The 22,781-nt window shown below is 75.2% G+C and carries 21 protein-coding genes and 1 riboswitch; of the genes, 14 read left to right on the top strand and 7 right to left on the bottom strand.

Features of this window, described 5'->3' with window-relative positions; translation table 11 throughout:
• Positions 1–10 precede the first annotated feature (10 nt).
• The 4 genes from ACI79D_RS09380 to ACI79D_RS09365 all read left to right on the top strand — a co-directional run bounded on the left by ACI79D_RS09380 (position 11) and on the right by ACI79D_RS09365 (position 4,016).
• The gene (locus tag ACI79D_RS09380) at positions 11–424 is read left to right on the top strand and encodes a hypothetical protein (protein WP_456918101.1); all 414 of its coding nucleotides are present in this window, start codon (positions 11–13) and stop codon (positions 422–424) included.
• The gene (locus ACI79D_RS09375; protein WP_456918100.1) at positions 421–1,614 is read left to right on the top strand and encodes an LLM class flavin-dependent oxidoreductase; all 1,194 of its coding nucleotides are present in this window, start codon (positions 421–423) and stop codon (positions 1,612–1,614) included. The genes ACI79D_RS09380 and ACI79D_RS09375 overlap by 4 nt, the downstream gene beginning before the upstream one ends.
• Before the next feature lie 11 nt (positions 1,615–1,625).
• Entirely contained in the window at positions 1,626–2,975 is a 1,350-nt protein-coding gene (locus ACI79D_RS09370) for an NtaA/DmoA family FMN-dependent monooxygenase (protein WP_456918099.1), read from the top strand.
• A gap of 123 nt (positions 2,976–3,098) precedes the next feature.
• Entirely contained in the window at positions 3,099–4,016 is a 918-nt protein-coding gene (locus tag ACI79D_RS09365) for an alpha/beta fold hydrolase (protein WP_456918098.1), read from the top strand.
• A 27-nt stretch (positions 4,017–4,043) separates the two neighbouring features.
• Here ACI79D_RS09365 and ACI79D_RS09360 read toward each other — a convergent pair whose 3' ends face one another.
• The 5 genes from ACI79D_RS09360 to ACI79D_RS09340 all read right to left on the bottom strand — a co-directional run bounded on the left by ACI79D_RS09360 (position 4,044) and on the right by ACI79D_RS09340 (position 8,476).
• Positions 4,044–5,033 (bottom strand): ABC transporter substrate-binding protein, encoded by a 990-nt coding sequence (locus ACI79D_RS09360; protein ID WP_456918097.1) that lies wholly within the window; start codon positions 5,031–5,033, stop codon positions 4,044–4,046.
• Between the two features lie 19 nt (positions 5,034–5,052).
• Positions 5,053–6,030 carry an ABC transporter substrate-binding protein gene (locus tag ACI79D_RS09355; RefSeq protein ID WP_456918096.1) on the bottom strand — a complete coding sequence of 326 codons (978 nt, stop codon included), beginning with the start codon at positions 6,028–6,030 and terminating at the stop codon, positions 5,053–5,055.
• 144 nt (positions 6,031–6,174) lie between these two features.
• The gene (locus ACI79D_RS09350; RefSeq protein ID WP_456918095.1) at positions 6,175–6,972 is read right to left on the bottom strand and encodes an amino acid ABC transporter ATP-binding protein; all 798 of its coding nucleotides are present in this window, start codon (positions 6,970–6,972) and stop codon (positions 6,175–6,177) included.
• Positions 6,969–7,946, bottom strand: coding sequence for an amino acid ABC transporter permease (locus ACI79D_RS09345; RefSeq protein WP_456918094.1), 978 nt, complete (start codon positions 7,944–7,946; stop codon positions 6,969–6,971). The genes ACI79D_RS09350 and ACI79D_RS09345 overlap by 4 nt, the downstream gene beginning before the upstream one ends.
• Complete coding sequence (locus ACI79D_RS09340) at positions 7,943–8,476, bottom strand: GNAT family N-acetyltransferase (protein WP_456918093.1); 534 nt, start codon at positions 8,474–8,476, stop codon at positions 7,943–7,945. The genes ACI79D_RS09345 and ACI79D_RS09340 overlap by 4 nt, the downstream gene beginning before the upstream one ends.
• A 341-nt stretch (positions 8,477–8,817) precedes the next feature.
• Positions 8,818–8,929, bottom strand: a riboswitch (SAM riboswitch).
• Between the two features lie 208 nt (positions 8,930–9,137).
• On the opposite strand from ACI79D_RS09340, the gene ACI79D_RS09335 reads away from it, so the two are divergent.
• The 6 genes from ACI79D_RS09335 to ACI79D_RS09310 all read left to right on the top strand — a co-directional run bounded on the left by ACI79D_RS09335 (position 9,138) and on the right by ACI79D_RS09310 (position 15,089).
• Positions 9,138–11,057, top strand: a complete 1,920-nt coding sequence (locus tag ACI79D_RS09335) for an FAD/NAD(P)-binding protein (protein ID WP_456918092.1) — start codon at positions 9,138–9,140, stop codon at positions 11,055–11,057.
• A 53-nt stretch (positions 11,058–11,110) separates the two neighbouring features.
• Positions 11,111–11,587: a Chromate resistance protein ChrB gene (locus ACI79D_RS09330; protein ID WP_456918091.1), complete on the top strand. Its 477-nt coding sequence runs from the start codon at positions 11,111–11,113 to the stop codon at positions 11,585–11,587.
• The gene (locus ACI79D_RS09325; RefSeq protein ID WP_456918090.1) at positions 11,584–12,015 is read left to right on the top strand and encodes a chromate resistance protein ChrB domain-containing protein; all 432 of its coding nucleotides are present in this window, start codon (positions 11,584–11,586) and stop codon (positions 12,013–12,015) included. The genes ACI79D_RS09330 and ACI79D_RS09325 overlap by 4 nt, the downstream gene beginning before the upstream one ends.
• A 21-nt stretch (positions 12,016–12,036) precedes the next feature.
• A complete protein-coding gene (chrA, locus tag ACI79D_RS09320) occupies positions 12,037–13,410 on the top strand; it encodes a chromate efflux transporter (protein ID WP_456918089.1) in 1,374 nt (457 codons plus the stop codon).
• Between the two features lie 124 nt (positions 13,411–13,534).
• Positions 13,535–14,389, top strand: a complete 855-nt coding sequence (locus ACI79D_RS09315; RefSeq protein ID WP_456918088.1) for an SDR family oxidoreductase — start codon at positions 13,535–13,537, stop codon at positions 14,387–14,389.
• 142 nt (positions 14,390–14,531) lie between these two features.
• A complete protein-coding gene (locus tag ACI79D_RS09310; protein WP_456918087.1) occupies positions 14,532–15,089 on the top strand; it encodes a dihydrofolate reductase family protein in 558 nt (185 codons plus the stop codon).
• 37 nt (positions 15,090–15,126) lie between these two features.
• Here ACI79D_RS09310 and ACI79D_RS09305 read toward each other — a convergent pair whose 3' ends face one another.
• Positions 15,127–16,764 (bottom strand): Na+/H+ antiporter, encoded by a 1,638-nt coding sequence (locus ACI79D_RS09305; protein ID WP_456918086.1) that lies wholly within the window; start codon positions 16,762–16,764, stop codon positions 15,127–15,129.
• A gap of 140 nt (positions 16,765–16,904) precedes the next feature.
• Between ACI79D_RS09305 and ACI79D_RS09300 the strand changes: the two genes are divergently transcribed.
• The 4 genes from ACI79D_RS09300 to ACI79D_RS09285 all read left to right on the top strand — a co-directional run bounded on the left by ACI79D_RS09300 (position 16,905) and on the right by ACI79D_RS09285 (position 21,478).
• Positions 16,905–17,210: a DUF1905 domain-containing protein gene (locus tag ACI79D_RS09300; protein WP_456918085.1), complete on the top strand. Its 306-nt coding sequence runs from the start codon at positions 16,905–16,907 to the stop codon at positions 17,208–17,210.
• Between the two features lie 106 nt (positions 17,211–17,316).
• Positions 17,317–18,999: a PP2C family protein-serine/threonine phosphatase gene (locus tag ACI79D_RS09295; RefSeq protein ID WP_456918084.1), complete on the top strand. Its 1,683-nt coding sequence runs from the start codon at positions 17,317–17,319 to the stop codon at positions 18,997–18,999.
• Positions 19,000–19,058: 59 nt separating this feature from the next.
• Positions 19,059–19,835 carry a cyclase family protein gene (locus tag ACI79D_RS09290; protein WP_456918083.1) on the top strand — a complete coding sequence of 259 codons (777 nt, stop codon included), beginning with the start codon at positions 19,059–19,061 and terminating at the stop codon, positions 19,833–19,835.
• Positions 19,832–21,478: a thiamine pyrophosphate-binding protein gene (locus ACI79D_RS09285; protein WP_456918082.1), complete on the top strand. Its 1,647-nt coding sequence runs from the start codon at positions 19,832–19,834 to the stop codon at positions 21,476–21,478. The genes ACI79D_RS09290 and ACI79D_RS09285 overlap by 4 nt, the downstream gene beginning before the upstream one ends.
• A 72-nt stretch (positions 21,479–21,550) precedes the next feature.
• On the opposite strand, the gene hppD is transcribed toward ACI79D_RS09285, so the two are convergent.
• Positions 21,551–22,756: a 4-hydroxyphenylpyruvate dioxygenase gene (gene hppD, locus ACI79D_RS09280; protein ID WP_456918081.1), complete on the bottom strand. Its 1,206-nt coding sequence runs from the start codon at positions 22,754–22,756 to the stop codon at positions 21,551–21,553.
• Positions 22,757–22,781 lie beyond the last annotated feature (25 nt).

The raw sequence follows: 22,781 nt of genomic DNA, 5'->3' as shown, positions 1-22,781 counted from the left end.
GGGAACCCCGATGACCGTCACCGACGACGAGATCCGCTCGCCGGCGATCAGCCGGCGGCTGCTGGGTACGCGGGAGATCGTGCTCGTCCACCACACCGACTGCGGGATGCTGACCTTCACCGACGAGGACTTCCGCGTGTCGATCGAGCAGGAGGTGGGCACCCGGCCGCACTGGCACGCCGAGGCGTTCGCCGAGCTGGCGGAGGACGTCCGGACCCAGCGGCAGCGGATCCTCGACAGCCCGTTTCATCCCGGTGGAGGACAGCGTCCGTGGCTTCGTCTTCGACGTGGCCACCGGCAAGCTCTCGGAGGTGCACTGACCATGACCACCGCCGTCCGGCCGCGGCACCCCGACCAGCCCCTGCGCACCCTGCCCGTGGCGGTCGAGGCCGGCGAGCAGGTCTCCCTGGAGCGCCGGTCGTGACCCACCTGCACCTGGCCGTCGCGCTGGACGGCGCCGGCTGGCACCCCGCCGCGTGGCGCGAGCCGGACGCCCGCCCGGCCGAGCTGTTCACGGCCGGCTACTGGGTCGACCTCGTGCAGGAGGCCCAGCGCGGGCTGCTGGACCTGGTCACCTTCGAGGACGCGCTGTCGCTGCAGTCGACCGACCGGGAGGGGCCCGACGACCGCACCGACCAGGTGCGCGGCCGGCTGGACGCCGTGCAGGTCGCCGCGCGGGTCGCCCCCGTCACCGCGGCGATCGGCCTGGTGCCCACCGCCGTCGTCACGCACACCGAGCCCTTCCACCTCTCCAAGGCGATCGCCACCCTCGACCACGTGAGCACCGGCCGGGCCGGGGTCCGGGTGCGGGTCTCCACCAGCCCGGCCGAGGCGGCGCACTTCGGCCGGCGCACCCTGCCCGAGCTGCGCAGCGTCGACCGGCACGACCCCGCCGTCCAGGCGGCGCTGCGGGAGCTGTTCGACGAGGCCGCCGACTGGATCGAGGTGGTCCGCCGGCTGTGGGACAGCTGGGAGGACCACGCCGAGATCCGGGACGCCGCCACCGGCCGCTTCGTCGACCGGGACAAGCTGCACTACATCGACTTCACCGGCCGGTGGTTCTCGGTGAAGGGCCCCTCGATCACGCCGCGGCCGCCGCAGGGCCAGCCGATCGTCTCGGCCCTGGCCCACCAGACGATCCCGTACGAGCTCGTGGCCCGCAGCGCCGACGTCGGGTACGTGACCCCGGGGGACGCCGTGGACGCCGCGGCGATCGTCGGAGAGATCCGCGCCGCGCAGGCGCTGGCCGGCCGGGCCGAGGAGACCGTGCACGTCTTCGGCGACCTCGTGGCGTTCCTCGACGCGACACCGGAGGCCGCGGCCGCGCGCCGGCGGCGGCTGGACGAGGCCGCGGGCAGCGAGTACGTCAGCGACGCGCGGGTGTTCGCCGGGACGCCGGCCCAGCTGGCCGACCTGCTCACCGAGTGGTCCCAGGCCGGCCTGACCGGCTTCCGGCTCCGCCCGGCCGCCCTGCCGCACGACCTGGTGCAGGTCACCGAGGGCCTGGTGCCGGAGCTGCAGCGGCGCGGCCTGTTCCGGACCGCGTACGAGGCGACCACGCTGCGCGGCCTGCTGGGCCTGCCCCGGCCCGCCAACCGCTACGCCCCGGTCTGAGGAGATCCACGATGACCAAGCAGATCCACCTGGCGGCACACTTCCCGGGGGTCAACAACACCACCGTCTGGAGCGACCCGGAGGCCGGCAGCCACATCGAGTTCTCGTCGTTCGTGCGGTTCGCGCTGGCCGCCGAGCGGGGGAGGTTCGACTTCCTGTTCCTCGCCGAGGGCCTGCGGCTGCGGGAGCAGAACGGGTTGATCTACGACCTCGACGTCGTCGGCCGGCCGGACACCTTCACCGTGCTGGCGGCCCTCGCCGCGGTGACCGACCGGCTGGGGCTCACCGGGACGATCAACTCGACGTTCAACGAGCCCTACGAGGTGGCCCGCCAGTTCGCCACCCTCGACCACCTCTCCGGCGGCCGGGCCGCGTGGAACGTGGTCACCTCCTGGGACGCCTTCACCGGCGAGAACTTCCGGCGCGGCGGGTTCCTGCCGCAGGACCAGCGCTACGAGCGGGCCCGCACGTTCCTGCAGACGGTGCTGGAGCTGGCCGACACCTGGCGGGGCGACGAGGTGGTCGCCGACAAGGAGCGCGGGGTCTTCCTGGGCGACCCGCAGGCCGGCCGGTTCGCCCACCGGGACGCGCACTTCGACATCGCCGGGCGCTTCGACGTGCCGCGCAGCCCGCAGGGCCGGCCGGTGGTCTTCCAGGCCGGCGACTCCGAGGAGGGCCGGGAGTTCGCCGCGTCCAGCGCGGACGCGATCTTCAGCCGGCACGCCACCAAGGAGGCGGGGCAGGCCTTCTACGCCGACGTCAAGGGCCGGCTGGCGCGCTACGGCCGCAGCCGCGAGGAGCTGCTCATCCTGCCGGCGGCCACCTTCGCCATCGGGGACACCGACGCCGAGGCCGCGGAGCTCGCGCACGAGGTGCGCCGGCAGCAGGTGTCCGGGCAGACGGCGATCCGGTTCCTCGAGCAGGTGTGGAACCGCGACCTGTCCGCCTACGACCCCGACGGACCGCTGCCCGAGGTGGATCCGGTGGTGGGCGAGTCGCACGTCGCCCAGGGGCGCGCGCAGGTGCGCATGCACCGCGACCCGCTGGCCACCGCGCGGCAGTGGCGGGAGCTCGCCGCCGAGAAGGGCTACTCCATCCGCGAGCTGATGATCGAGGTGCAGAGCCGCCAGTCCTTCATCGGTTCGCCCGCCACGGTGGCCGCGGCGATCGACGACCTGGTGCAGTCCGACGCCGCGGACGGCTACATCCTCGTCCCGCACATCACGCCGGGCGGGCTGGACCCGTTCGTCGACCGGGTGGTGCCGCTGCTGCAGGAGCGCGGCGTCTTCCGCGCGGACTACACCGGGACGACGCTGCGCGACCACCTGGGCCTCCCGCCGGTGCCCCCGCGGGCCCGCTGAGGCCGGTCACTGCCGGCGTTGCCGGTCGAACTCGTGCACTGCCGGTCCGGCAGGACCGGCAGTGCACGAGGAACACCCGCAGAGCACCCGCGCTGACCACCGACCGGACGAGCGGAGCGCGCGATGGCGACCACCGGGACGGACGACGGCCCGGGCTTCCCCGAGGTCGAGCGCGTGGTGGTCGACGGGGTGCCGCTGGCCTACCGGCAGCGCGGGGAGGGCGAGCCGGTCGTCTTCGTGCACGGCGGGATCAGCGACCTGCGGACCTGGTCCGGGCAGCTGGGACCGGTCGCCGCGCGGTACCGGGCGATCGCCTACAGCCGCCGGTTCGCCCGGCCCAACTCCGACGTCCCGCCGGGAGCCGCCGATCCGATGCCGGTCCACGTCGACGACCTGGTCGCCCTCCTCCGCGAGCTCGACGCGGCGCCGGCCCACCTGGTCGGCAACTCCTGGGGCGCGTTCATCTGCCTGCTCACCGCGATCGAGCACCCGGACGCCGTCCGCAGCCTGGTCCTCGAGGAACCGCCGCTGCTGCCTCTGGTGCTCGGCGCCGGCTCCCGCCCGGACCCCAGGGTGCTCGCGCGCAGCCTGCTCCGGCACCCGGGCGCCACGCTCGCGGTCCTCGCCTTCGGCCTGCGCACCTTCGCTCCGATGGCCTGGGCCCGGCGGCGGGGCGATCCCGAGCGCGCGTGGCAGGCCTTCGCGCGGGGCGTGCTGGGCCGGGAGGCGTTCGGCAGGCTGACGGAGGACCGCCGGCAGCAGATGCGGGACAACGCGAGCACGCTGTCGGCCGCCCTGCGGGCCGGCTTCCCGCCGCTGCCCGAGTCGGCCGTCCGCGGGGTCCGCGCGCCCACCCTGCTGCTCACCGGCGCCCGGAGCCCCACCGTCGTGCGGGCACTCAGCCGGTGGCTGGCGACGCTGCTCCCGCGGGTCGAGCAGCTGCAGGTGCCCGGCGCGTCGCACCTCCTGCACGAGGACCGCGCCGAGTTGGTCAGCGACGCGATCCTGGGGTTCCTCGACCGGTGCCGGCCGCCCGGCTGACGCCGCACGGCCGGCACCGGCCCGAGGTCAGGAGCCGACCGCCGGGTTGACCACCGGCTCGTCGACGGCCTCGTCGGACAGGCCCCACCGCTCGAGGGTCTGCGCGTAGGTGCCGTCCTCGAACACGTGCTGCAGCGCCGCCTCGAACGCGGCGACCAGGCCGTTGCCCTTGAGCGAGGTGGCCGCGACGTAGGTGGTGTCGGGCCACCCGGCGTTGACCGTGCCGACGATCTCGACGTCCCCGACGGACTGCTGGTAGACGGCGTTCGGGTTCGGCCCGATGTAGGTGTCGATGCGGCCCGACTGCAGCGCCAGCAGCGCGTCGGCGGCGTTGGCGTAGTACTCCAGCTGCGCGGGCTCCAGGCCGGCGGCCTCGTTCCGGGCGTTCCAGTCCAGCAGGATCCGCTCCTGGTTGGTGCCCGAGCCGACCGCCACGGTCAGGCCGGCGATGTCCTCGGCGCCGGTGATCGACAGCCCGCTGCCGGGCTTCGCGGTGAACGCCATCACGCCCTGGCGGTAGGTGGCGAAGTCGAACAGCTGCAGCCGCTCGTTGTTGACGCCGACGTTGCTGAACACCGCCTCGAGGTCCCCGCTCTGCACGCCCAGCGGCCACTGCTCCCAGGCCACGTTGACCACCTCGAGCTCGAGGCCGAGGGAGTCCGCGACCAGCGAGGCGATGTCGACCTCGCTGCCGACGACGGTCGCGTTGTCGTCGGCGAGGAAGCCCAGCGGCGGCTCGCCGGTGCCGACGACGCCGACGGTGAGCGTGCCGTCCGCGGCGATGTCGGCCGGCACGAGCGCGGCGGCGTCGGGGTCCTCGTCGGTGGCGACCCGGCCGGCCTGCTCGGGGCTGGTGTCCACCTCCAGCGCCGGCGCGGTCTCGCCGGCCTCGGACGCGGCCGCGGCGGTGTCGGCGCGCTGGTCGGCCTCGATCTCCGCTGAGCTGGTGCAGGCGGAGAAGAACACGGCGGACGACACGGCCAGCGCGGCGGCCGTCCGGGTTCGGGTTCGGGTCATGGTGGTCTCCTCGCGGGGTTCAGGCGCTCAGGCCGGGCGGGTTGGTCTCGGACCGCTCGATCGCCTCGGCACCCAGGCCCCAGCGGTCGAGGACCTGCTGGTAGGTGCCGTCCTCGATGGCGGAGTTGAGCGCGGCGGTGAAGGCCTCGGCCAGGCCGTTGCCCTTGGCCGTGGCGACGGCGATGTTGGCGGTGTCGGGCCAGCCGCCGTTCACCGTGCCGGCCACGGCGACGTCGTCCGGGGAGACCGCGGCGCTGTAGGCAGCGATGGCGTTGGGGCCGAAGTAGCTGTCCAGCCGGCCGGACTGCAGCGCGAGGACGGCGTCGTTGTAGGACTCGTAGTAGTCGATGGTCACCGGCTCCAGCCCGGCGTCCCGGTTCTGCTGGTCCCAGGCGAGCAGGATCTGCTCCTGGTTGGTGCCCGAGCCCACGCCGACGGTGACCCCGGCGATGTCGGCGGCCTCGTCGACCTGCAGGTCGCTGTCGGCCCGGACCAGCCAGCCGAGCTGGTCGACCCGGTAGGACGAGAAGTCGAACAGCTGCTTGCGCTCCTCGGTCACCGTGACGTTGGAGATTGTGGCGTCGACCTCGCCGGACCGGGTGGCCAGCGGCCAGTTGGACCAGTCGTTGACGACCAGCTCCAGGTCGAGGTCGAGCGCGTCGGCGACCAGGGTGGCGATGTCGGTCTCGCTGCCGATCACGGTGGAGTTGTCGTCGGCGAAGAAGGCCAGCGGGACCGCGCCCTGGGTCACCGAGACCCGCAGGACGCCGTCGGGGAAGGCGCCCTCGGGCAGCAGGGCGATCGCCTCCTCGCTGGGCGTGGTGTGGATGCGGTCCTGCTCGGGGCCGGTGTCGACCGACAGTGCGGTGCGCTCCCCGCCCTCGTCGGCGCGGGCCTGCTCCTCGATCTCCGCGGAGCTGCTGCAGGCCCCGAGCGCCAGTAGCGACACGGCGGCGAGGACGGGGACGAGGCGGGCTCGTCGGGTACGGGCGGTCACGGGTCTCTCTCTTCCTGGGGGAGGGCGCGCGGGCGCGCGCCACCGACGGACGGCGCGGGATGCGGAGCCCGGGGGATCGGGTGGAACGGCCCCGGTGCAGGGGCCCGCGCCGAGCGTGCGAGGCGCGGGGCGCACCGGGGTCCTTCAGAGGACCTTGGCGAGGAAGGCGCGGGTCCGTTCGTGCTGCGGGTCGTCGAGCACCTGCTCGGGTGGACCGGCCTCGAGGATGCGGCCGTCGTCCATGAAGACCACCTGGTCGGCGGCCTTGCGGGCGAAGCCGATCTCGTGGGTGACGACGACCATGGTGGTGCCGTCGCGGGCGAGGTCCTCGATGACGCCGAGCACCTCGCCGACCAGCTCCGGGTCCAGTGCCGAGGTGGGCTCGTCGAACAGCAGCACGGCCGGCCGCATGGCCAGCGCGCGGGCGATGGCCACCCGCTGCTGCTGCCCGCCGGACAGCTGCCGGGGGTAGGCGCCGGCCCGGTCGGCCAGGCCCACGCGGGCGAGCAGCTCGCGCGCCTCCGTCTCGACCTCAGCGCGCCGGCGACCCTGCGCCGACACCGGCGCCTCCACCACGTTCTCCAGCGCGGTCAGGTGCGGGAACAGGTTGAAGTTCTGGAACACGAAGCCGAACCGGGTGCGCTGGCGCAACAGGTCCTTCTCCTGCAGCTCGTGCAACCGGTCGCCGTCCCGGTGCGCGCGGCGGCGGTAGCCGACCAGCTCGCCGTCGAGCGCGACGAAGCCGCGGTCGACCTTCTCCAGGTGGTTGATGCTGCGCAGCAGCGTCGACTTGCCCGACCCCGACGGCCCGAGGACGACGGTGACGGTGCCCGGCTCGACGACCAGGTCGACCCCGTGCAGCACCTCGACCGCGCCGAAGGACTTGTGCACGCCGTGCACCTCGACGCGACCGGGACGGGTGGTCAGGGGGGCGGCGGTCACCGGGTCACCTCGGAGCTGGGACGGACCCGGGCCAGCCCCGCGGTCAGGTTGGCGCGCAGCCGCTGCAGCGGCGTCGGCGGGAGGGTGCGGACGGCGCCGCGGGCGTAGTAGCGCTCGACGTGGTACTGGACGACGGTGACCACCGTGGTCAGGACGACGTACCAGACCGCCGCCACGATGAGCATCGGCAGCACCCGCTGCGTGCGGCCGTAGATGACGCTCACCGTGTAGAAGAGCTCGCCCAGGGCCAGCACGTAGACGATCGAGGTGCCCTTGAACAGGCCGATCACCTCGTTGACCGCCGTCGGCACGATCGACCGCATCGCCTGCGGCAGCACGATCCGGGTGGTCTGCCGGCGCCGCGGGATGCCGAGGGAGGCGGCCGCCTCCAGCTGGCCCTGGTCGACCGAGAGGATGCCGGCCCGGACGATCTCGGCGGAGTACGCCGCCTGGTGCAGGCCCAGGCCGAGGATCGCGGCGCCGAACTTGTCGATCAGCGAGAGCGTCTCCACGCTGGCGAACGACGGGCCGAACGGGATGCCGAAGTCCAGCGACTGGTACAGGTAGGCGAGGTTGTACCAGAGCAGCAGCTGCAGGATCAGCGGCACCGAGCGGAACACCCAGGTGTAGCCCCAGCTGACCGCCTGCAGCAGCGGGGAGCGGGACAGCCGCATGAGCGCCAGCACGGTGCCGAGGGCGAAGCCGAGGACGGCGGTGATCAGCGTCAGCTGGATCGTCGTCCAGACGCCCCGGACGATCGACTCCTCGGTGAGGTAGGCGGCGACGACGTCCCACTCCCACCGCGGGTTGGTGACCAGCGAGTTGACCACCATCGCGAGCAGGACGGCGACGACGGCGGTGGCCACCCAGCGGCCGGGGTGCCGCGCCGGGACGACCTCGAGCTGGTCGTAGGGCGTCCCGGACGGCGGGGGGGCGGCGGTCTCCGCGGTGGGCCGCGGCACGAGCGTGGTCATGCGGGGTCTCCCAGGGACTTCTCGAAGGCGTACCCGAGCCGGCCGGGGGGCAGGGTGCGGAGGGTGGCCAGGTCGGTGGGGCGGGGGACGGCGGGGTCGAACAGCGGTGTCCAGCCGGCGGCCAGATAGAGCGCCTTGGCCTCGGGCTGGCGCGGGCCGGTGGTCAGGTACATGCGGGTGTAGCCGCGGGCGGCGGCGCGGGCCTCGAGCTCCGCGAGCACCCGGCGGGCCAGGCCGCGGCGCCGGTGCGCCGCGGCGGTCCACATCCGCTTCACCTCGGCGGTGCCAGGGTCGGCGTGCCGGCGGTAGGCGCCGCCGGCGACCGGGGCGCCGTCCTCGACCAGCAGGATCAGCTCGCCGTCCGGGGGGAGGAACTCCGCGGCCGGGTACCGGGTGAGCTCGGCGGCGGCGCCGCCGTAGAGGTCGCCGTAGCGGCTGTCGTACTCGTGCAGGAGCTCGGCGAACAGCGGTGCGGCGAGCGGGTCGTCGGGGTGGACCGCGACGACGGCGAGCCCGGGTGCGGCGGTCACCGGGACGGCTCGGCGGCGGGCAGCCGCCAGGCGGCGGGGGAGGCCCCGGCGTCGGACAGCTCGACGCCGAGCAGGGGGGTGCGGGACATGCGGGTGCTCCCAGGAGGACGAGCGGGTGGGGGTGCGCGGGCGCGCCGCCGGCACCGCGCGGGCGCGATGGGCAGCAGCGGGCGGGGCCGCGGGGGACCGGCCGGAGCCGGCCGGGGGAGGGAATGCGTCAGCGACAGAGCGCGCTGTCGGTGCGGAGCAGGTCGACCGTCAGCCGGCCGACCAGGTCGGCGGAGAGGGTCCGGGTGCTCGCGGTGCTCACGGTCGGCGCTCCTCGTTCGAGGCCCCGGAGGGCTGCGGACTTGCGGGCGCGGCAGGCGTCCGCCAGGTCGTCACCCGGGGCACCCCGTCGCAGCGGAGGGTTGCCAGCCAGCGAGCCGGGGCTGGGAGCTGGCACTCAGGACCTGGCCGGGACGATAGATCCCGAGGAACAATCACGTCAAACCCGATCGGTTTGGTAGACATTGCGGGCAGTGGACGACAGGAGGGGAGGCGACGTGACCAGGCCGGAACTGGCGCAGCGACGGCACGTCGACCTGCTCCGCACCTGCAGCGCGCTGTGTCCGGAGGGCTGACCGACCCCCGTCCCCCCTCGGCACTGGAGCACTCCCGCATGTCCCTGCCCGACCCCGCCTCCCCGCCCACCCTCGTCGTCGTGGGTGCCGGCCCCACCGGCATCGGCGTCCTCGAGCGGCTCGTCGCCTCCGCTCCCGAGCTGTCGGCCGGCGCCCGGCTGCAGGTCCACCTCGTCGACCCCTTCCCCCCGGGCGGCGGCCGCGTCTGGCGCGCCGAGCAGCCCGACCTGCTGTGGGCCAACTCCCTGGTCGCCGACGTCACCGTGCTGCCCGACCCCTCCGTCGTCGCCGACGGGCCGGTGGGGCGGGGGACGACGCTGTGGGAGTGGGTCCGCGACGTCGCCCGCTCGCGGCCCGAGGGGGACCCGGTCGGCCGCGAGGCGCGCCGGCTCGGCCCGGCGTCCTTCCCCTCCCGGCCGCTGGTCAACGCCTACCTCGGCTGGGTCCTGGAGTCCGTGGTGGCCGACGCCGCGCCGTGGCTCGACGTCCACCTGCACGCGACCCGCGCCGTCGACGTGGCCGACGTTCCCGGCGGCGCGCGGGTGCGGCTGGCCGACGGCACCGTGCTCGCCGCCGACGCCGTCCTGCTCGCGCAGGGCCACCTGGACGCGCGGCCGACCCGGGGGGAGCGGGCCACCGCGGCGGTCGCCGCCCGGCACGGACTGACCTACCTGCCCACCGGCTACACCGCCGACCTCAACCTCTCGGTGCTCGCGCCGGGGGAGGACGTGCTGGTCCGCGGCGCCGGCCTGGCCTTCGTCGACCTCGCGGTGCTGCTCACCAGCGGGCGCGGCGGGCGGTTCGAGCGCGACGGCGACGGCCGGCTGGTCTACCTGCCCTCCGGGCGGGAGCCGGTGCTGCACGTCGGCTCACGCCGCGGCGTGCCGTACCGGTCGAAGCTGGCCTACCCCTGGGGCGGGCCGCCGGTGCCGCTGCGCTTCTTCACGCCGGCCGCCGTCGACGCCGCCTTCGGGCCCGCCGCGTCGCTGGACCTGCGCACCGACCTCGCGCCGCTGATCGAGCGGGAGCTCGGCTGGGCGCACTACACCGAACTGTTCCGCGCCCACCCGCAGCGGACGGCGATGCCGTGGGAGGAGTTCGCCGAGGCCTGGGCCGCCGCCGCTCCCCGCGCCGAGCGGGCGCTCGTGGAGCGGGCGGTCCCCGACCCGGCCGACCGGTTCGACCTCGCCGCGCTGGACCGGCCCCTCGCCGGGCAGCACTTCGCCGACCCCGAGGCCCTGCAGGAGACGGTGCGCCGGCACGTGCGGGCGGACCTGCGCCGGTCCGCTGACCCGGCGCACAGCAGCGACGCCGCCGTCTTCACCGCCCTGCTCCAGTGCCACGGCACGATCGCCGGCCTGACCGCCGCGGGGCGGCTGACGCCCCGGTCGGAGGCCGAGGACCTCACCGGGTGGTGGATGAACCTGTTCAGCTACCTGGCCAGCGGCCCGCCCGGCCCGCGCCTGGAGGAGTTGCTCGCCCTGTCGGAGGCGGGGGTGCTGCGGTTCCTCGGTGCCGACGTCGAGGTCGTGCTCGACGAGGACGCCGGCGTCTTCCGGGCCCGCTCGTCCAGCGTCCCCGGCGTGGTGGAGGCGCGGACCCTGGTGGAGGCCCGGTTGCCCGCGCCGGACGTCGCCGCCACCCCCGACGAGGTGGTCGCCGGCCTGCTGCGGCGCGGCGAGGGGCGGGAGCGGGTGCTGGCCGACCCGTCCGCGTCCGCCGGCGTCCGGCGCACCGGCCGGCTGGACGTCGACCCGTCCGGCCGGGTGGTCACCGCGGACGGCACCCCGAGCGAGCGGGTGTCGGCCGTCGGGTTCTGGACCGCCGGCGCGCAGGTCGCCGCCTTCGCCCGGCCGCGGACCAACGCCCCCTTCTTCCGCCAGAACGACGCCCTGGCCCGCGACCTGTGGCGCCGGCTGGCCGCCGGTGCCCTCCTCACCACCGCCGGGGCCGCGTGACGCCCACCGGCTGACCTCTGGACGGGCCGCTGCAACCATGGTTGCATGACCGCATGACGCCCGGGGAGTGGGTGCTGCTGTCCTACCGGCTGCCGCGGGAGCCCTCCGGCCCGCGGACGACGCTGTGGCGGCGGCTGCGCCGGCTCGGCGTGGCCCAGCTCGCCGACGGGCTGGTCGCGCTGCCGGCCGACGCGCGCACCCGGGAGCAGCTGGAGTGGCTGGCCGACGACGTGCTGGCAGCGGGTGGCACGGCCGGGCTGTGGACGGCCCGGCCGGCGTCGGTCGCGCAGGAGCGGGAGCTGGCGACCCGCATGAGCGCGGCCCGCTCGGAGGAGTACCGGGCGCTGTCCGCGGAGTGCCGGGCCGCCGCCGTGGGCGATGCGACCGACCGTGCCCGCGCCCTGCGCCGGCTGCGCACCGAGTTCCGCGCGATCGGCCGGCGGGACTTCTTCCCCCCGCCCGAACGGGAGGAGGCGGCCGTCGCGCTCCGCGAGCTCGCGGCGGCCGGCACCGTGGAGGTCGCGCCGTGAGGTGGGCGACCCGCGCCGGGGTGCACATCGACCGCGCCGCCTGCGCCTGGCTGATCCGGCGCTTCATCGACCCCGCCGCCGAGTTCGTGTTCGTCGCCGACCCCGCCGAGGTGCCGGCCGACGCGACCCCGTTCGACATGCGCGGGGTCGACCTCGGCCACCACGGCGGCGACTGCTCGTTCGAGACCGTCCTGCGCCGCCACGACCTCACCGACCCGGTGCTGTGGCGGATCGCGGAGGCCGTCCACGAGGCCGACCTCGACGACGGGCGGTTCGACGCGCCCGAGGCGCCGGGGCTCGACGTCCTCCTGCGGGGCCTGTCGATGACCGGCACCGACGAGCACACCCTCGCCGTCTCCGGCCCGCTGTTCGACGGGCTCTACGAGTACCACCGCCGCCGCCTGCTGCTCGGCCGCGAGCCGGCCTGACCCGCTCGAGAACGGACGGACATGCACCCCGACGCACAGCCCCGGACCGCCGTCCCGTTCCGGACGGCGGTCCGCGCCTGGTTCCTCATCTCGCTGCAGACCTTCGGCGGCCCGGCCGGGCAGATCGCGGTCATGCAGCGTGCGCTGGTCGACGAGAAGCGCTGGATCGGCCAGCGCCGGTTCCTGCACGCGCTGAACTACTGCACGCTGCTACCCGGCCCGGAGGCGCAGCAGCTGGCCACCTACGTCGGCTGGCTGCTGCACGGCACCCGCGGCGGGCTGGTCGCCGGCGGCCTGTTCGTGCTGCCCGGCGTGGTGGCGCTGCTGGCGCTCTCCGCCGTCTACGTCGCCTTCGGCACGACGACGGTGGTCACCGCGGTGTTCGTCGGGCTCGCCGCCGCCGTGCTGGCGATCGTCGCGCAGGCCGTCGTCCGGGTGGCCAGGCGGGCCCTGGACAGCCGCGCCCTGGTCGTCGTCGCGGTCGCGGCCTTCCTGGCGCTGGCGTTGTTCGGCGTCCCCTTCCCGGTCGTGGTCGCGCTCGCCGGGGTGGCCGGCTGGGCGCTCGGCCGCTGGCGGCCGTCCGCGCTGCCCCACCCGAAGGCGGCCGAGGGCCCCGACGCCGGCCCGCCGCCGGTGGTCCCCGACGACGTGCTGCACCACGAGGCGCCCAGCACCCGTCGCACGCTGCGGGTGCTGCTCGTCGGGCTGCTGGTGTGGGGCGTGCCGGTGGCCGCCGTCGCGCTGCTCACCGGCGCGGGCAGCGCCCTCACCCAGCAGGGCCTGTTCTTCTCCGGCGCGGCGGTGGTGACCTTCGGCGGCGCCTACGCGGTCCTGGCCTACGTCGCGCAGCAGGCGGTGCAGGTCTACGGGTGGCTGGGTCCCCGGGAGATGGTCCGCGGGCTGGCGCTGGCCGAGACCACGCCCGGGCCGCTGATCATGGTGGTGCAGTTCGTCGCCTTCCTGGGGGCCTACCGGGCGCCGGGGGAGCTCGACCCGTGGGTCGCCGCCGTCCTGGCCTCGCTGCTGGTCACCTGGGTGACCTTCGTGCCCAGCTTCCTGTTCGTCCTGCTCGGCGCCCCGTACATGGAACGGCTGCGCGGCAACCGGTCGCTGTCGGCGGCGCTGAGCGGCATCACCGCCGCGGTCGTCGGGGTGATCGCCAACCTGGGCGTCTACTTCGCCGTCCACACGCTGTTCTCGGGGACCGTCGCCGTCGACCGGGGCGTCCTCTCCCTGGAGCTCCCCGACCCCGGCACGCTGCGGCCGGTACCCCTGGTCGTCGCGCTGGTGGCCGCGGTGCTGCTGTTCCGCGTGAAGTGGTCGGTGCTCCGCACGCTGGGCGTCTGTGCGCTGGTGGGTCTGGCGGCCGGGCTCGCGGGGCTGCCGATCACCTAGCCGCGGCTGCCCGTTCCCTCGACCTGGGCGGCTCTCCCGCCGGGCGGGAACAGGGCTGCCGTCCCGCGGGTTCGGGCACGGAGCACGGCGCGCCCGCGCCGCCCCACTGCCTGGAGGTCCCCGCATGTCCATCGTCGTCACCGGTGCCACCGGTTCCCTCGGCCGGCTGGTCGTCGAGGAGTTGCTCGCCCGCGGGGTCGCCCCGGGTGACGTCGTCGCCGGCGGCCGCGCGGTCGAGCGGCTGGCCGACCTGGCCGACCGGGGCGTGCGGACCGCGCGGATCGACTACGACGACCCCGCGACCCTCGACGCCGTCCTCTCCGCCGGCGACACGCTGCTGCTGGTCTCCGGCAGCGTCCCCGGCGTCCGCGTCGAGCAGCACCGGGCCGTGGTGGACGCCGCGGTGCGCGCCGGGGTGGCCCGCATCGCCTACACCAGCATCCTGGGCGCCGACGACACCCCGCTCGTGCTGGCGCCCGACCACCTGGCCACCGAGCAGATGGTCCGGGACAGCGGGCTGCCGTTCACGTTGCTGCGCAACGGCTGGTACACCGAGAACTACGGCCAGGGGCTGGCGCAGGCCAAGCTGACCGGCGTGGTCGCCGGTAGCGCGGGCGACGGCCGGGTGGCCAGCGCCACCCGCGCCGACTACGCCGCCGCGACCGCCGCCGCGCTCAGCACGGAGGGCCACGAGAACGCGGTCTACGAGCTCTCCGGCGACACCGCGTGGAGCTTCGACGACCTGGCCGCCGCCTACGCCGAGCTGCTCGGCCGCGAGGTCACCTACCAGCGGCTCGGCCCGGACGAGCACCGGGCCGCGCTGGTCGCGGCCGGTCTCGACGAGGGGACGGCGGGCTTCGTCGTCGCCCTCGACGGCGGCATCCGGGCCGGCGCGCTGGCCGCGACCCCGGGCGACCTCTCCCGGCTGGCCGGGCGGCCCACCACCCCGCTGCTCGAGGGCCTGCGCCCGTTCGTGTGAGGCCCGGCCGGCCCGCCCCTCAGCGGCGGGCCGGCAGCCGGGAGCCGACGGGCCGCCGGGCCGAGCGATGAGTTGCGGGCCCCGCGCAGGTCACAGCCGCCAGGACCACCCAGGAACTGACGCGCTCGTGCCCGGAGGCGACATGGCCAAGCTCATCTACTCGATGATCACCTCGTTGGACGGCTACGCCGAGGCAGCCGACGGCGACCTCGGCGCCGGCGCCGAGGACGAGGAGGTGCACACCTTCATCGGCGACGCCTTCCGCCCCGTCGGCACGTTCCTCTACGGCCGACGCATGTACGAGACGATGGTCTTCTGGGAGACCGCGCACACCCTGCCCGACGCGCCGCCGCACATCGTGCAGTACGCCCGCGACTGGCAGGCCGCCGAGAAGGTCGTCTACTCCACGACGCTGGAGTCGGTGTCGAGCGAGCGGACCAGGATCGAGCGCACCTTCGACCCGGATGCCGTCCGCCGGCTCAAGGCCGAGGCCGACTCCGACCTCACCGTCGACGGCCCGAACCTCGCCGCCCAGGCGATCGCGGCCGGCCTGGTGGACGAGTACCACCTCTTCGTCACGACCAGCGTGGTCGGCGGCGGCAAGCGGTTCTTCCCCGACGGCGTGCGCCTCGACCTCGACCTGGTCGAGCAGCGTGCCTTCGACTCCGGACTGCTCTACGCGCACTACCGGACCCGCTGAGCCGCACCGGCCGGCGGCCCTGCGGCCGGCAGCCCGCTCAGCGGCGGGCCGGCAGCCGGCCCTCCTCGTGGTCGAGCTCCCGCTCCAGCCGGCGCAGGCCCTCGTCGGGCAACCGGCCGACGTCGCGCCAGTGCAGCAGCTCCTCGCGCTGCGCGGCCAGCACGGCCCGGCGCGCCCGCACCGCCGCCTCGTACTCGGGTGACAGCGGGACCTCACCGCCCTCGGCGCCCTGCAGGACGTCCAGCCGCCGCCGGTAGCGGTCCAGCCGCGCCTCCAGCTGGGTGCGGATGCCCTCGATCGCCTCGTCGTCCACGTGGTCGTGCTGCTCGGCGGCCAGCTCCTCCAGCCGCCGCAGCCCGGCCTCCACCGACGCGGCCCGCGCCTCGTTGCGCAGCCGGGCCTGGTCGGCCTCGTCGGCCCGCAGGCCCAGCGCCCGCACCAGCGGCGCGAAGGTCAGCCCCTGTCCCACCAGCGTCACCAGGACGGCGAGGAAGGCGCAGAACAGCAGCAGGTCCCGGTCCGGGAACGGCGCGCCGGAGTCGGTGGTCAGCGGCAGCGTGAAGATCGCCGCGAGGCTGATCACCCCGCGGGTGCCGGCCCAGCTCAGGACGACGATCTCCCGGCCGGACAGCCGGGTGCGGGTGGTGGCCGGGTCGCCGTCGTCCCCGGCCAGGTCCTCACCGCCGAGGCGGGTGTGCAGCGACTGCGGCAGGTGCTCGGTCAGCCACAGGAACAGCGGCCGGAGCAGCAGCACCACACCGACGGTGATCAGCGACGCGGTCACGATCGTGCTGGTGTCGTACTCGCCCAGCCCCGCGAGGACGGCGGGCAGCTGCTGGCCGATGAGCAGGAAGACCACGCCCTCCAGCAGGAAGTCGACCAGCCGCCACACCGCCTCGGTCTGCAGGCGGGAGGCGCCCGACGCCCAGGCGGGGTTGTTGTGGCCGATGATCAGCCCGGCCACCACGACGGCCAGGACGCCGGAGACGTGCACGCTCTCGGCCAGCAGGTAGGCGACGAACGGCGTGGCCAGCGAGACGGCGTTGGACGCCAGCGGGTCGCGCCGGATCCGCCGCAGCGGCCGCACCCCGTAGGCCACCACCACCCCGGCCGCGACGCCCCCCGCCGCGGAGACCACGAACTGCCCCACGGCCGCGGGCGTGGAGAAGCCGTCGCCCACCGCGGCGGCGACCGCCACGCTGAGCAGGGTCAGCGCCGTCGCGTCGTTGAGCAGCCCCTCGCCCTGGATGAGGGTGATCAGCCGCGGCGGCAGCCCCACCTTCCGGCCGACGGCGAGCGCGGCCACCGGGTCCGGCGGCGCGACCGCGGCGCCCAGGGCCATGCCGGCGGCCAGCGTCGCGCCGGCCACGAACAGCGCGAAGCCGACCCCGATCGCGACCGCGGTGACCAGCACGAGCAGCACCGAGAGGCTCACCACGGTGCGCAGGTTGCGGCGGATCGCCGTGAGCGAGGAGTCCAGCGCCGCGCTGTAGAGCAGCGGCGGCAGCACCAGGGTGAGCACCACCTCCGGGTCCAGGGTGAGGTTGGGGCCCGGCAGGTAGGCGTAGGCGATGCCGGCCAGGGTCAGCAGCGCGGCGGAGGGCAACCCCGTCCGGTCGCCGAGCCAGCGGACCGCCACGATCACCGCCACCGCGGCCAGGACCAACACCACCATCGTCTCCGCGTGCACCTCCGCAGTCTTCCGGGTGCCCGGCGGGCGGGCAGGTCGGGTCGGGCGGGGTGCGCCGCGCGATGAGTTCGTCCGCCGTCCGCCGTCCAAGCCGGTGGACCACCCCCCTCGAGAGGACGGCGACCATGAGCAGGAAGTCCCCCACCGGAGGCGGGCCGGCCCCGCTGGACGTCGAGTTCACCGCGCCGCTGGTCCGCAGCCCCTCGCAGGGTGGCTGGACCTACGTGCAGATGCCCGGGTCCGCGGAGTTCTTCGGCACCCGCGGCCTGGTCAAGGTCCGCGGCACCGTCGACGGCCACCCGTTCCGCAGCTCGTTCATGGCCCTCGGCGACGGCACGCACAAGCTGCCGGTGACCGCCGAGGTCCGGACCGCCATCGGCAAGGAGGTCGGGGACCCGGTCACCGTGCACCTGGAGGAGCGGCTGGGCTGACGCACCGTCCCACCGCTCGTCGCCCGCCCGGGACCTCCCGCCGACTGGCGTACTGTGCGTCCGACATGCACCGGGGGATCCCGCCGGCCGAGTTGATGGGGACGTCGTGAGCGATGCGGTCGGGGGCTCGGCGCGCGTCGCCGGGGCGGGGGGCTCCGACCCGCGGGCACGGGCCGTCTTCGACGCCGACTGGACGCTGGTCTCGGTCGACCAGGCCACCGCCGACCTGCTGGGCCGGCACCGCGAGGAGCTGGTCGCCCGCAACATCTGGATCGCCCTGCCCGAGCTCGCCGGCACGATCTTCCACAGCTTCCTGCTGCACGCGCGCAGCGTGGGGGAGCGGGTGACCTGGCGGGGCTTCTACCCGCCGGCGGGCCGCTGGCTCGACGCCACCGCCGTCCGGGTGGACGACCTGCTGCACCTGAACCTGCGGGAGAGCTCCGGCCCGCTGCCGGAGGGGCTGCCCGCGGCCGGCGCGGACGAGGCCGCGGCCGCCGCGGCCGAGGACGACCGGCTGCGCTTCCTGGCCGAGGTCAGCGAGGCGATGATCAGCACGCTGGACGCGGGGGAGTCGATCGGCAAGCTGGTCGACCTCGTCGTCCCCCGGCTGTGCGACTGGGCCGTGGTCAGCGTCCTGCAGGACGACGGCTCGGTCTCCGAGGCCCGCGCGCACCGCGACCCCGCCGTCCTCGCCGACCTCGACCACTACCTCGAGGGGCGGGTGCCGGCCTCCGGCGCCGAGAACGACCCCATGACCGCGGCCCTGCTGACCGGCGAACCCGTCCAGATGACCTCCATCGACCCCGACCTGGTGGAGCCGACGCTGCCCGACGACGGGGTCCGCCAGGCCTGGGCGCGGCTGGACGCGCGGTCGCTGACCATCGTGCCGCTGCGTGCCCGCTCGGAGACCTTCGGCGCCCTCGGCCTGGTCAACACCGGCGAGCGCCCTCCGCACGGCGAGATGGAGATCGCCACCGCGGTCGAGGTGGCCCGCCGCGCCTCGCTGGCCATCGACAACGCCCGGCTCTACGGCCGCCAGCTGAAGGTCGCCGAGACCCTGCAACGCAGCCTGCTCACCCCGCCGCCGCAGCCGGACGGCCTGGAGATCGCCGTCCGCTACGTGCCGGCGTCGAGCACGATGCACGTCGGCGGCGACTGGTACGACGCCTTCCAGCAGCCCGACGGGGCCACGCTGCTGGTCATCGGGGACGTCGTCGGCCACAACGTCGACGCCGCGGCCGCCATGGGGCAGGTGCGCAGCATGCTGCGCGGCATCGCCTACGACCGGCAGGAGGAGCCGGCGCGGATCCTCACCCGCGTCGACGGCGTCCTCACCGGGCTGCGCATCGGCACGCTGGCCACGGCGCTCATCGCCCGCATCGAGCAGAGCCCGGAGCAGGCGGGGGACGGGCGGCGCACGCTGCGCTGGTCCTCGGCCGGGCACCTGCCGCCGGTGCTGCTGTGCGCCGACGGCAGCGTCCGGGTGCTCGGCTCCACCCCCGAGACGCTGCTCGGCGCGGAGTCGACCCGCCCGCGCACCGACTCGGTGGCCGAGACCGGCCCCGGGGACACGCTGCTGTTCTACTCCGACGGGCTGGTGGAGCAGGGACGGACCGGCATCGACGAGGGCACCGCCCGGCTGGTCGATGTCGTCCGGGAGGTCGGCGCGACGACCGTGGACGCGCTGTGCGACGCGCTCCTCGCGCGCATCGTCGGCTCCCGTCCCGACGACGACGTCGCGATCGTGGCGGTCCGCTTCGCAGCCGGGGACGGCGCCGCACCGGCCTGACCTGCACGTGCGGCATGCTCGGCGGACCAGCGCCCCCACTCCCAGCCGGAGGAACCGCCATGTCGATCCTGCCCGCGTTCGCCGCCGCCCTGGCCGACGGGAGCATCGAGGTCGTCGACCTCACCGCCCCGCTGTCGGCCGAGACGCCGGTGATCGCGCTGCCGCCGGAGTTCGCCCAGACCGCGCGGTTCGAGCTGGAGGAGCTGTCCCGGTACGACGACCGCGGCCCGGCCTGGTACTGGAACAACTTCCGCACCGGCGAGCACACCGGGACGCACTTCGACGCGCCCAACCACTGGGTGACCGGGAAGGACGGCGAGGACGTCGCGTCGGTGCCGGCGCGGCGGCTGATCGGCCCGGCCGCCGTCCTGGACTTCTCCGCCGAGGCCGCCGCCGACCCGGACTTCCTGCTCGAGGTCGACCACGTCCGCGCCTGGGAGGCCGAGCACGGGCCGCTGCCCGAGGGCGGGTGGCTGCTCTACCGCACCGGCTGGGACGTCCGCAGCGGCTCCCAGGACGAGTTCCTCAACGCCGACGACACCGGGGCGCACACGCCCGGCATCGCCCCGTCCTGCGCCCGGTGGCTGGCCGAGGAGGCGCCGGTGATCGGCGTCGGCGTGGAGACGGTGGGCACCGACGCGGGCGCCGCGCACTCCTTCGACCCGCCCTTCCCGTGCCACGCCGCCCTGATGGGCAGCGGCAAGTACGGGCTCACCCAGCTGCAGAACCTGGCCGCCCTGCCGCCCACCGGCGCGGTGCTCGTGGCGGCGCCGCTGCCGATCGTGTCCGGCTCCGGCTCGCCGGCCCGGGTGGTCGCCCTGGTCGAGCGGGGATGACCCGCACCACGGTCGCCGAGGCCGTCGGCGCCGCGCTGGTCGGCTGCGGGGTCGACGCGGTGTTCGGCGTCGTCGGCTCGGGCAACTTCGCCGTCACCAACGCCATGGTCGCCGCCGGCGCCCGCTACGTCGCCGCCCGGCACGAGGGCGGCGCGGCGACGATGGCCGACGCGCACGCCCGGATGACCGGCCGGCCGGCGGCGCTCAGCGTGCACCAGGGCTGCGGGCTCACCAACGCCCTGACCGGGATCACCGAGGCGGCCAAGAGCCGGACGCCGCTGGTGGTCCTGGCCGCCGAGGCGACCTCGCCGCGGTCGAACTTCGCCGTCGACCAGGTCGCCCTGGCCACGGCGGTGGGCGCGGTGCCGATGCGGGTCACCTCGGCCGGCGACGCGCTCGACCAGGTCGCCGCCGCGGTCGGCACCGCGGTGCACGGCCGGCGGACGGTGCTGCTCAACCTGCCGCTGGACGTGCAGGTCGACGTCCTGCCCGTGCCAGCCGGGCCGCCACCGCTGCCGCCCGCGCCGGCACCGCTGGTGACGCCGGAGCACGTGGAGCGGCTGGTGCACGCCCTCGAGCACGCCCGGCGGCCGGTGTTCGTGGCCGGCCGCGGCGCGCGCGGCCCCGGCTGCCGGGCGGCGCTGCAGGCGCTGGCCGAGCGGTCCGGGGCACTGCTGGCCACCTCCGCCGTCGCCAAGGGGCTCTTCCGCGGCGACCCGTGGTCGCTGGACGTCTCGGGCGGCTTCGCCTCGCCGCTGGCCGCCGAGCTGATCACCGGTGCCGACCTGGTCGTCGGCTGGGGCTGCGCGCTCAACATGTGGACGATGCGGCACGGCCGGCTGATCGCCGACGACGCCGTGGTGGTCCAGGTGGACGACGACCCGGCGGCGCTCGGCGTCCACCGGGACCTCACCTTCGGCGTGGCCGGCGACGTGCGGGCGACGGCGGAGGCGGCGGTGGCCGCACTCGGCGCCGGCGCGGCGACCGGTTACCGCACGCCCGCGGTGCGGGCGGCGATCGCCGAGCGGGTCCGCTGGCGGGACGTCCCGTTCACCCCGGGGGAGCGGTCGGGCCGGATCGACCCGCGGACCCTCACGATCGCCCTGGACGACCTGCTGCCCGCCGAGCGGGTGGTCGCCGTCGACTCGGGCAACTTCATGGGGTACCCGAGCATGTTCCTCGACGTCCCCGACGAGTTCGGCTCCTGCTTCACCCAGGCGTTCCAGTCCGTCGGGCTGGGGCTGGCGACGGCGATCGGCGCAGCGCTGGCCCGCCCCGACCGGCTGCCGGTGGCCGCGCTGGGCGACGGCGGCGCGCTGATGGGCGCCGCGGAGCTGGAGACCGTCGTGCGGCTGGGGCTGCCCATGGTGGTCGTGGTCTACGACGACGCGGCCTACGGCGCGGAGGTGCACCACTTCGGGCCGGAGGGGCACCCGCTGGACACGGTGCGCTTCCCCGACGCCGACCTGGCCGCGATCGCCCGCGGGCACGGCTTCGAGGCGGTCACCGTGCGCGCCGTCGAGGACCTCGCCGCGGTGGCCCGGTGGCTGGCGGGGCCGCGGACCGCGCCGCTGTTCCTCGACGCGAAGGTGCTGGCCGACGAGCCGTCGTGGTGGCTCGAGGAGGCCTTCCGCGGCCACTGAGCCATCCCTCCCACGCCTCCCGCGACAACCCCATGATCCGGCGCGGTGGGGCGGGGCGGTCCGATGGAGGCGTCAGAAGTTGCCGCGGCGGGCCTGCTCGCGCTCGATCGCCTCGAACAGCGCCTTGAAGTTGCCCTTGCCGAAGCCCAGCGAGCCGTGCCGCTCGATCAGCTCGAAGAAGACCGTGGGCCGGTCGCCGGTCGGTTTCGTGAAGATCTGCAGCAGGTAGCCGTCCTCGTCGCGGTCGACCAGGACCCCGCGCCGCTGCAGCTCCTCGACCGGCACCCGCACCTCGCCGATACGGGCGCGCAGCTCGGGGTCCTCGTAGTAGGAGTCCGGGGTGGCGAGGAACTCCACGCCCTCGGCGGCCATGGCGTCGACGGTGGCCAGGATGTCGTTGGTCGCCAGCGCCACGTGCTGCGCGCCCGGGCCGCCGTAGTAGTCCAGGTACTCGTCGATCTGCGAGCGCTTCTTGCCCGGGGCGGGCTCGTTGAGCGGGAACTTCACCCGGTGGTTGCCGTTGGCGACGACCTTGCTCATCAGCGCGGAGTAGTCCGTGGCGATGTCCTCGCCGACGAACTCGGCCATGTTGGTGAAGCCCATCACCCGGTTGTAGAAGTCCACCCAGCGGTCCATGGCGCCGAGCTCCACGTTGCCCACCACGTGGTCGATCGCCTGGAACAGCCGCTTCGGGGCGCCCGGCCGCCGGACGAACGACGACGTCCGGGCGACGTGGCCGGGGAGGTACGGGCCGGCGTAGCGCGAGCGGTCGACCAGGGTGTGCCGGGTGTCGCCGTACGCGGCGATCGCGGCCAGCCGGACCGTGCCGTGCTCGTCGGTGACGTCATGCGGCGGCTCCAGCACGGTGGCGCCCTGGGCGGCGGCGTGTGCGACGCACCGGTCGACGTCCGGGACGGCGAGGGCGATGTCGACGATGCCGTCGCCGTGGCGGCGGTGGTGGTCGGCCAGCGGGCTGGTCGGGTCGTAGGCCCCCTGGACGACGAACCGGGCGGCGCCCGAGGTCAGCACGTAGCTGCGCGACTCCCGGTTGCCGGTCTCCGGCCCGGAGTAGGCCACCAGGTCCATGCCGAACGCGGACTGGAAGAAGTGCGCGGTCTGGGTGGCGTTGCCGACGACCCAGACCAGTGCGTCCCAGCCGCTGACCGGGAACGGGTCGGTGGCCGGGTCGTGCTCGACCAGCCCGACCAGCTGGCGCAGCTCCTCCAGGGTCAGGCTCGCGAGCTTCTCGTCGTCGGTCAGCGTGTGCTCGAGGCTCATGGCGCGCTCCCGTGGCTCCTCCGGT

The sequence above is a fragment of the Geodermatophilus sp. SYSU D00708 genome, assembly GCF_054050115.1.
The sequence above is the reverse complement of the archived record's forward strand: the minus strand, read 5'-3'. Positions and strand labels throughout refer to the sequence as shown.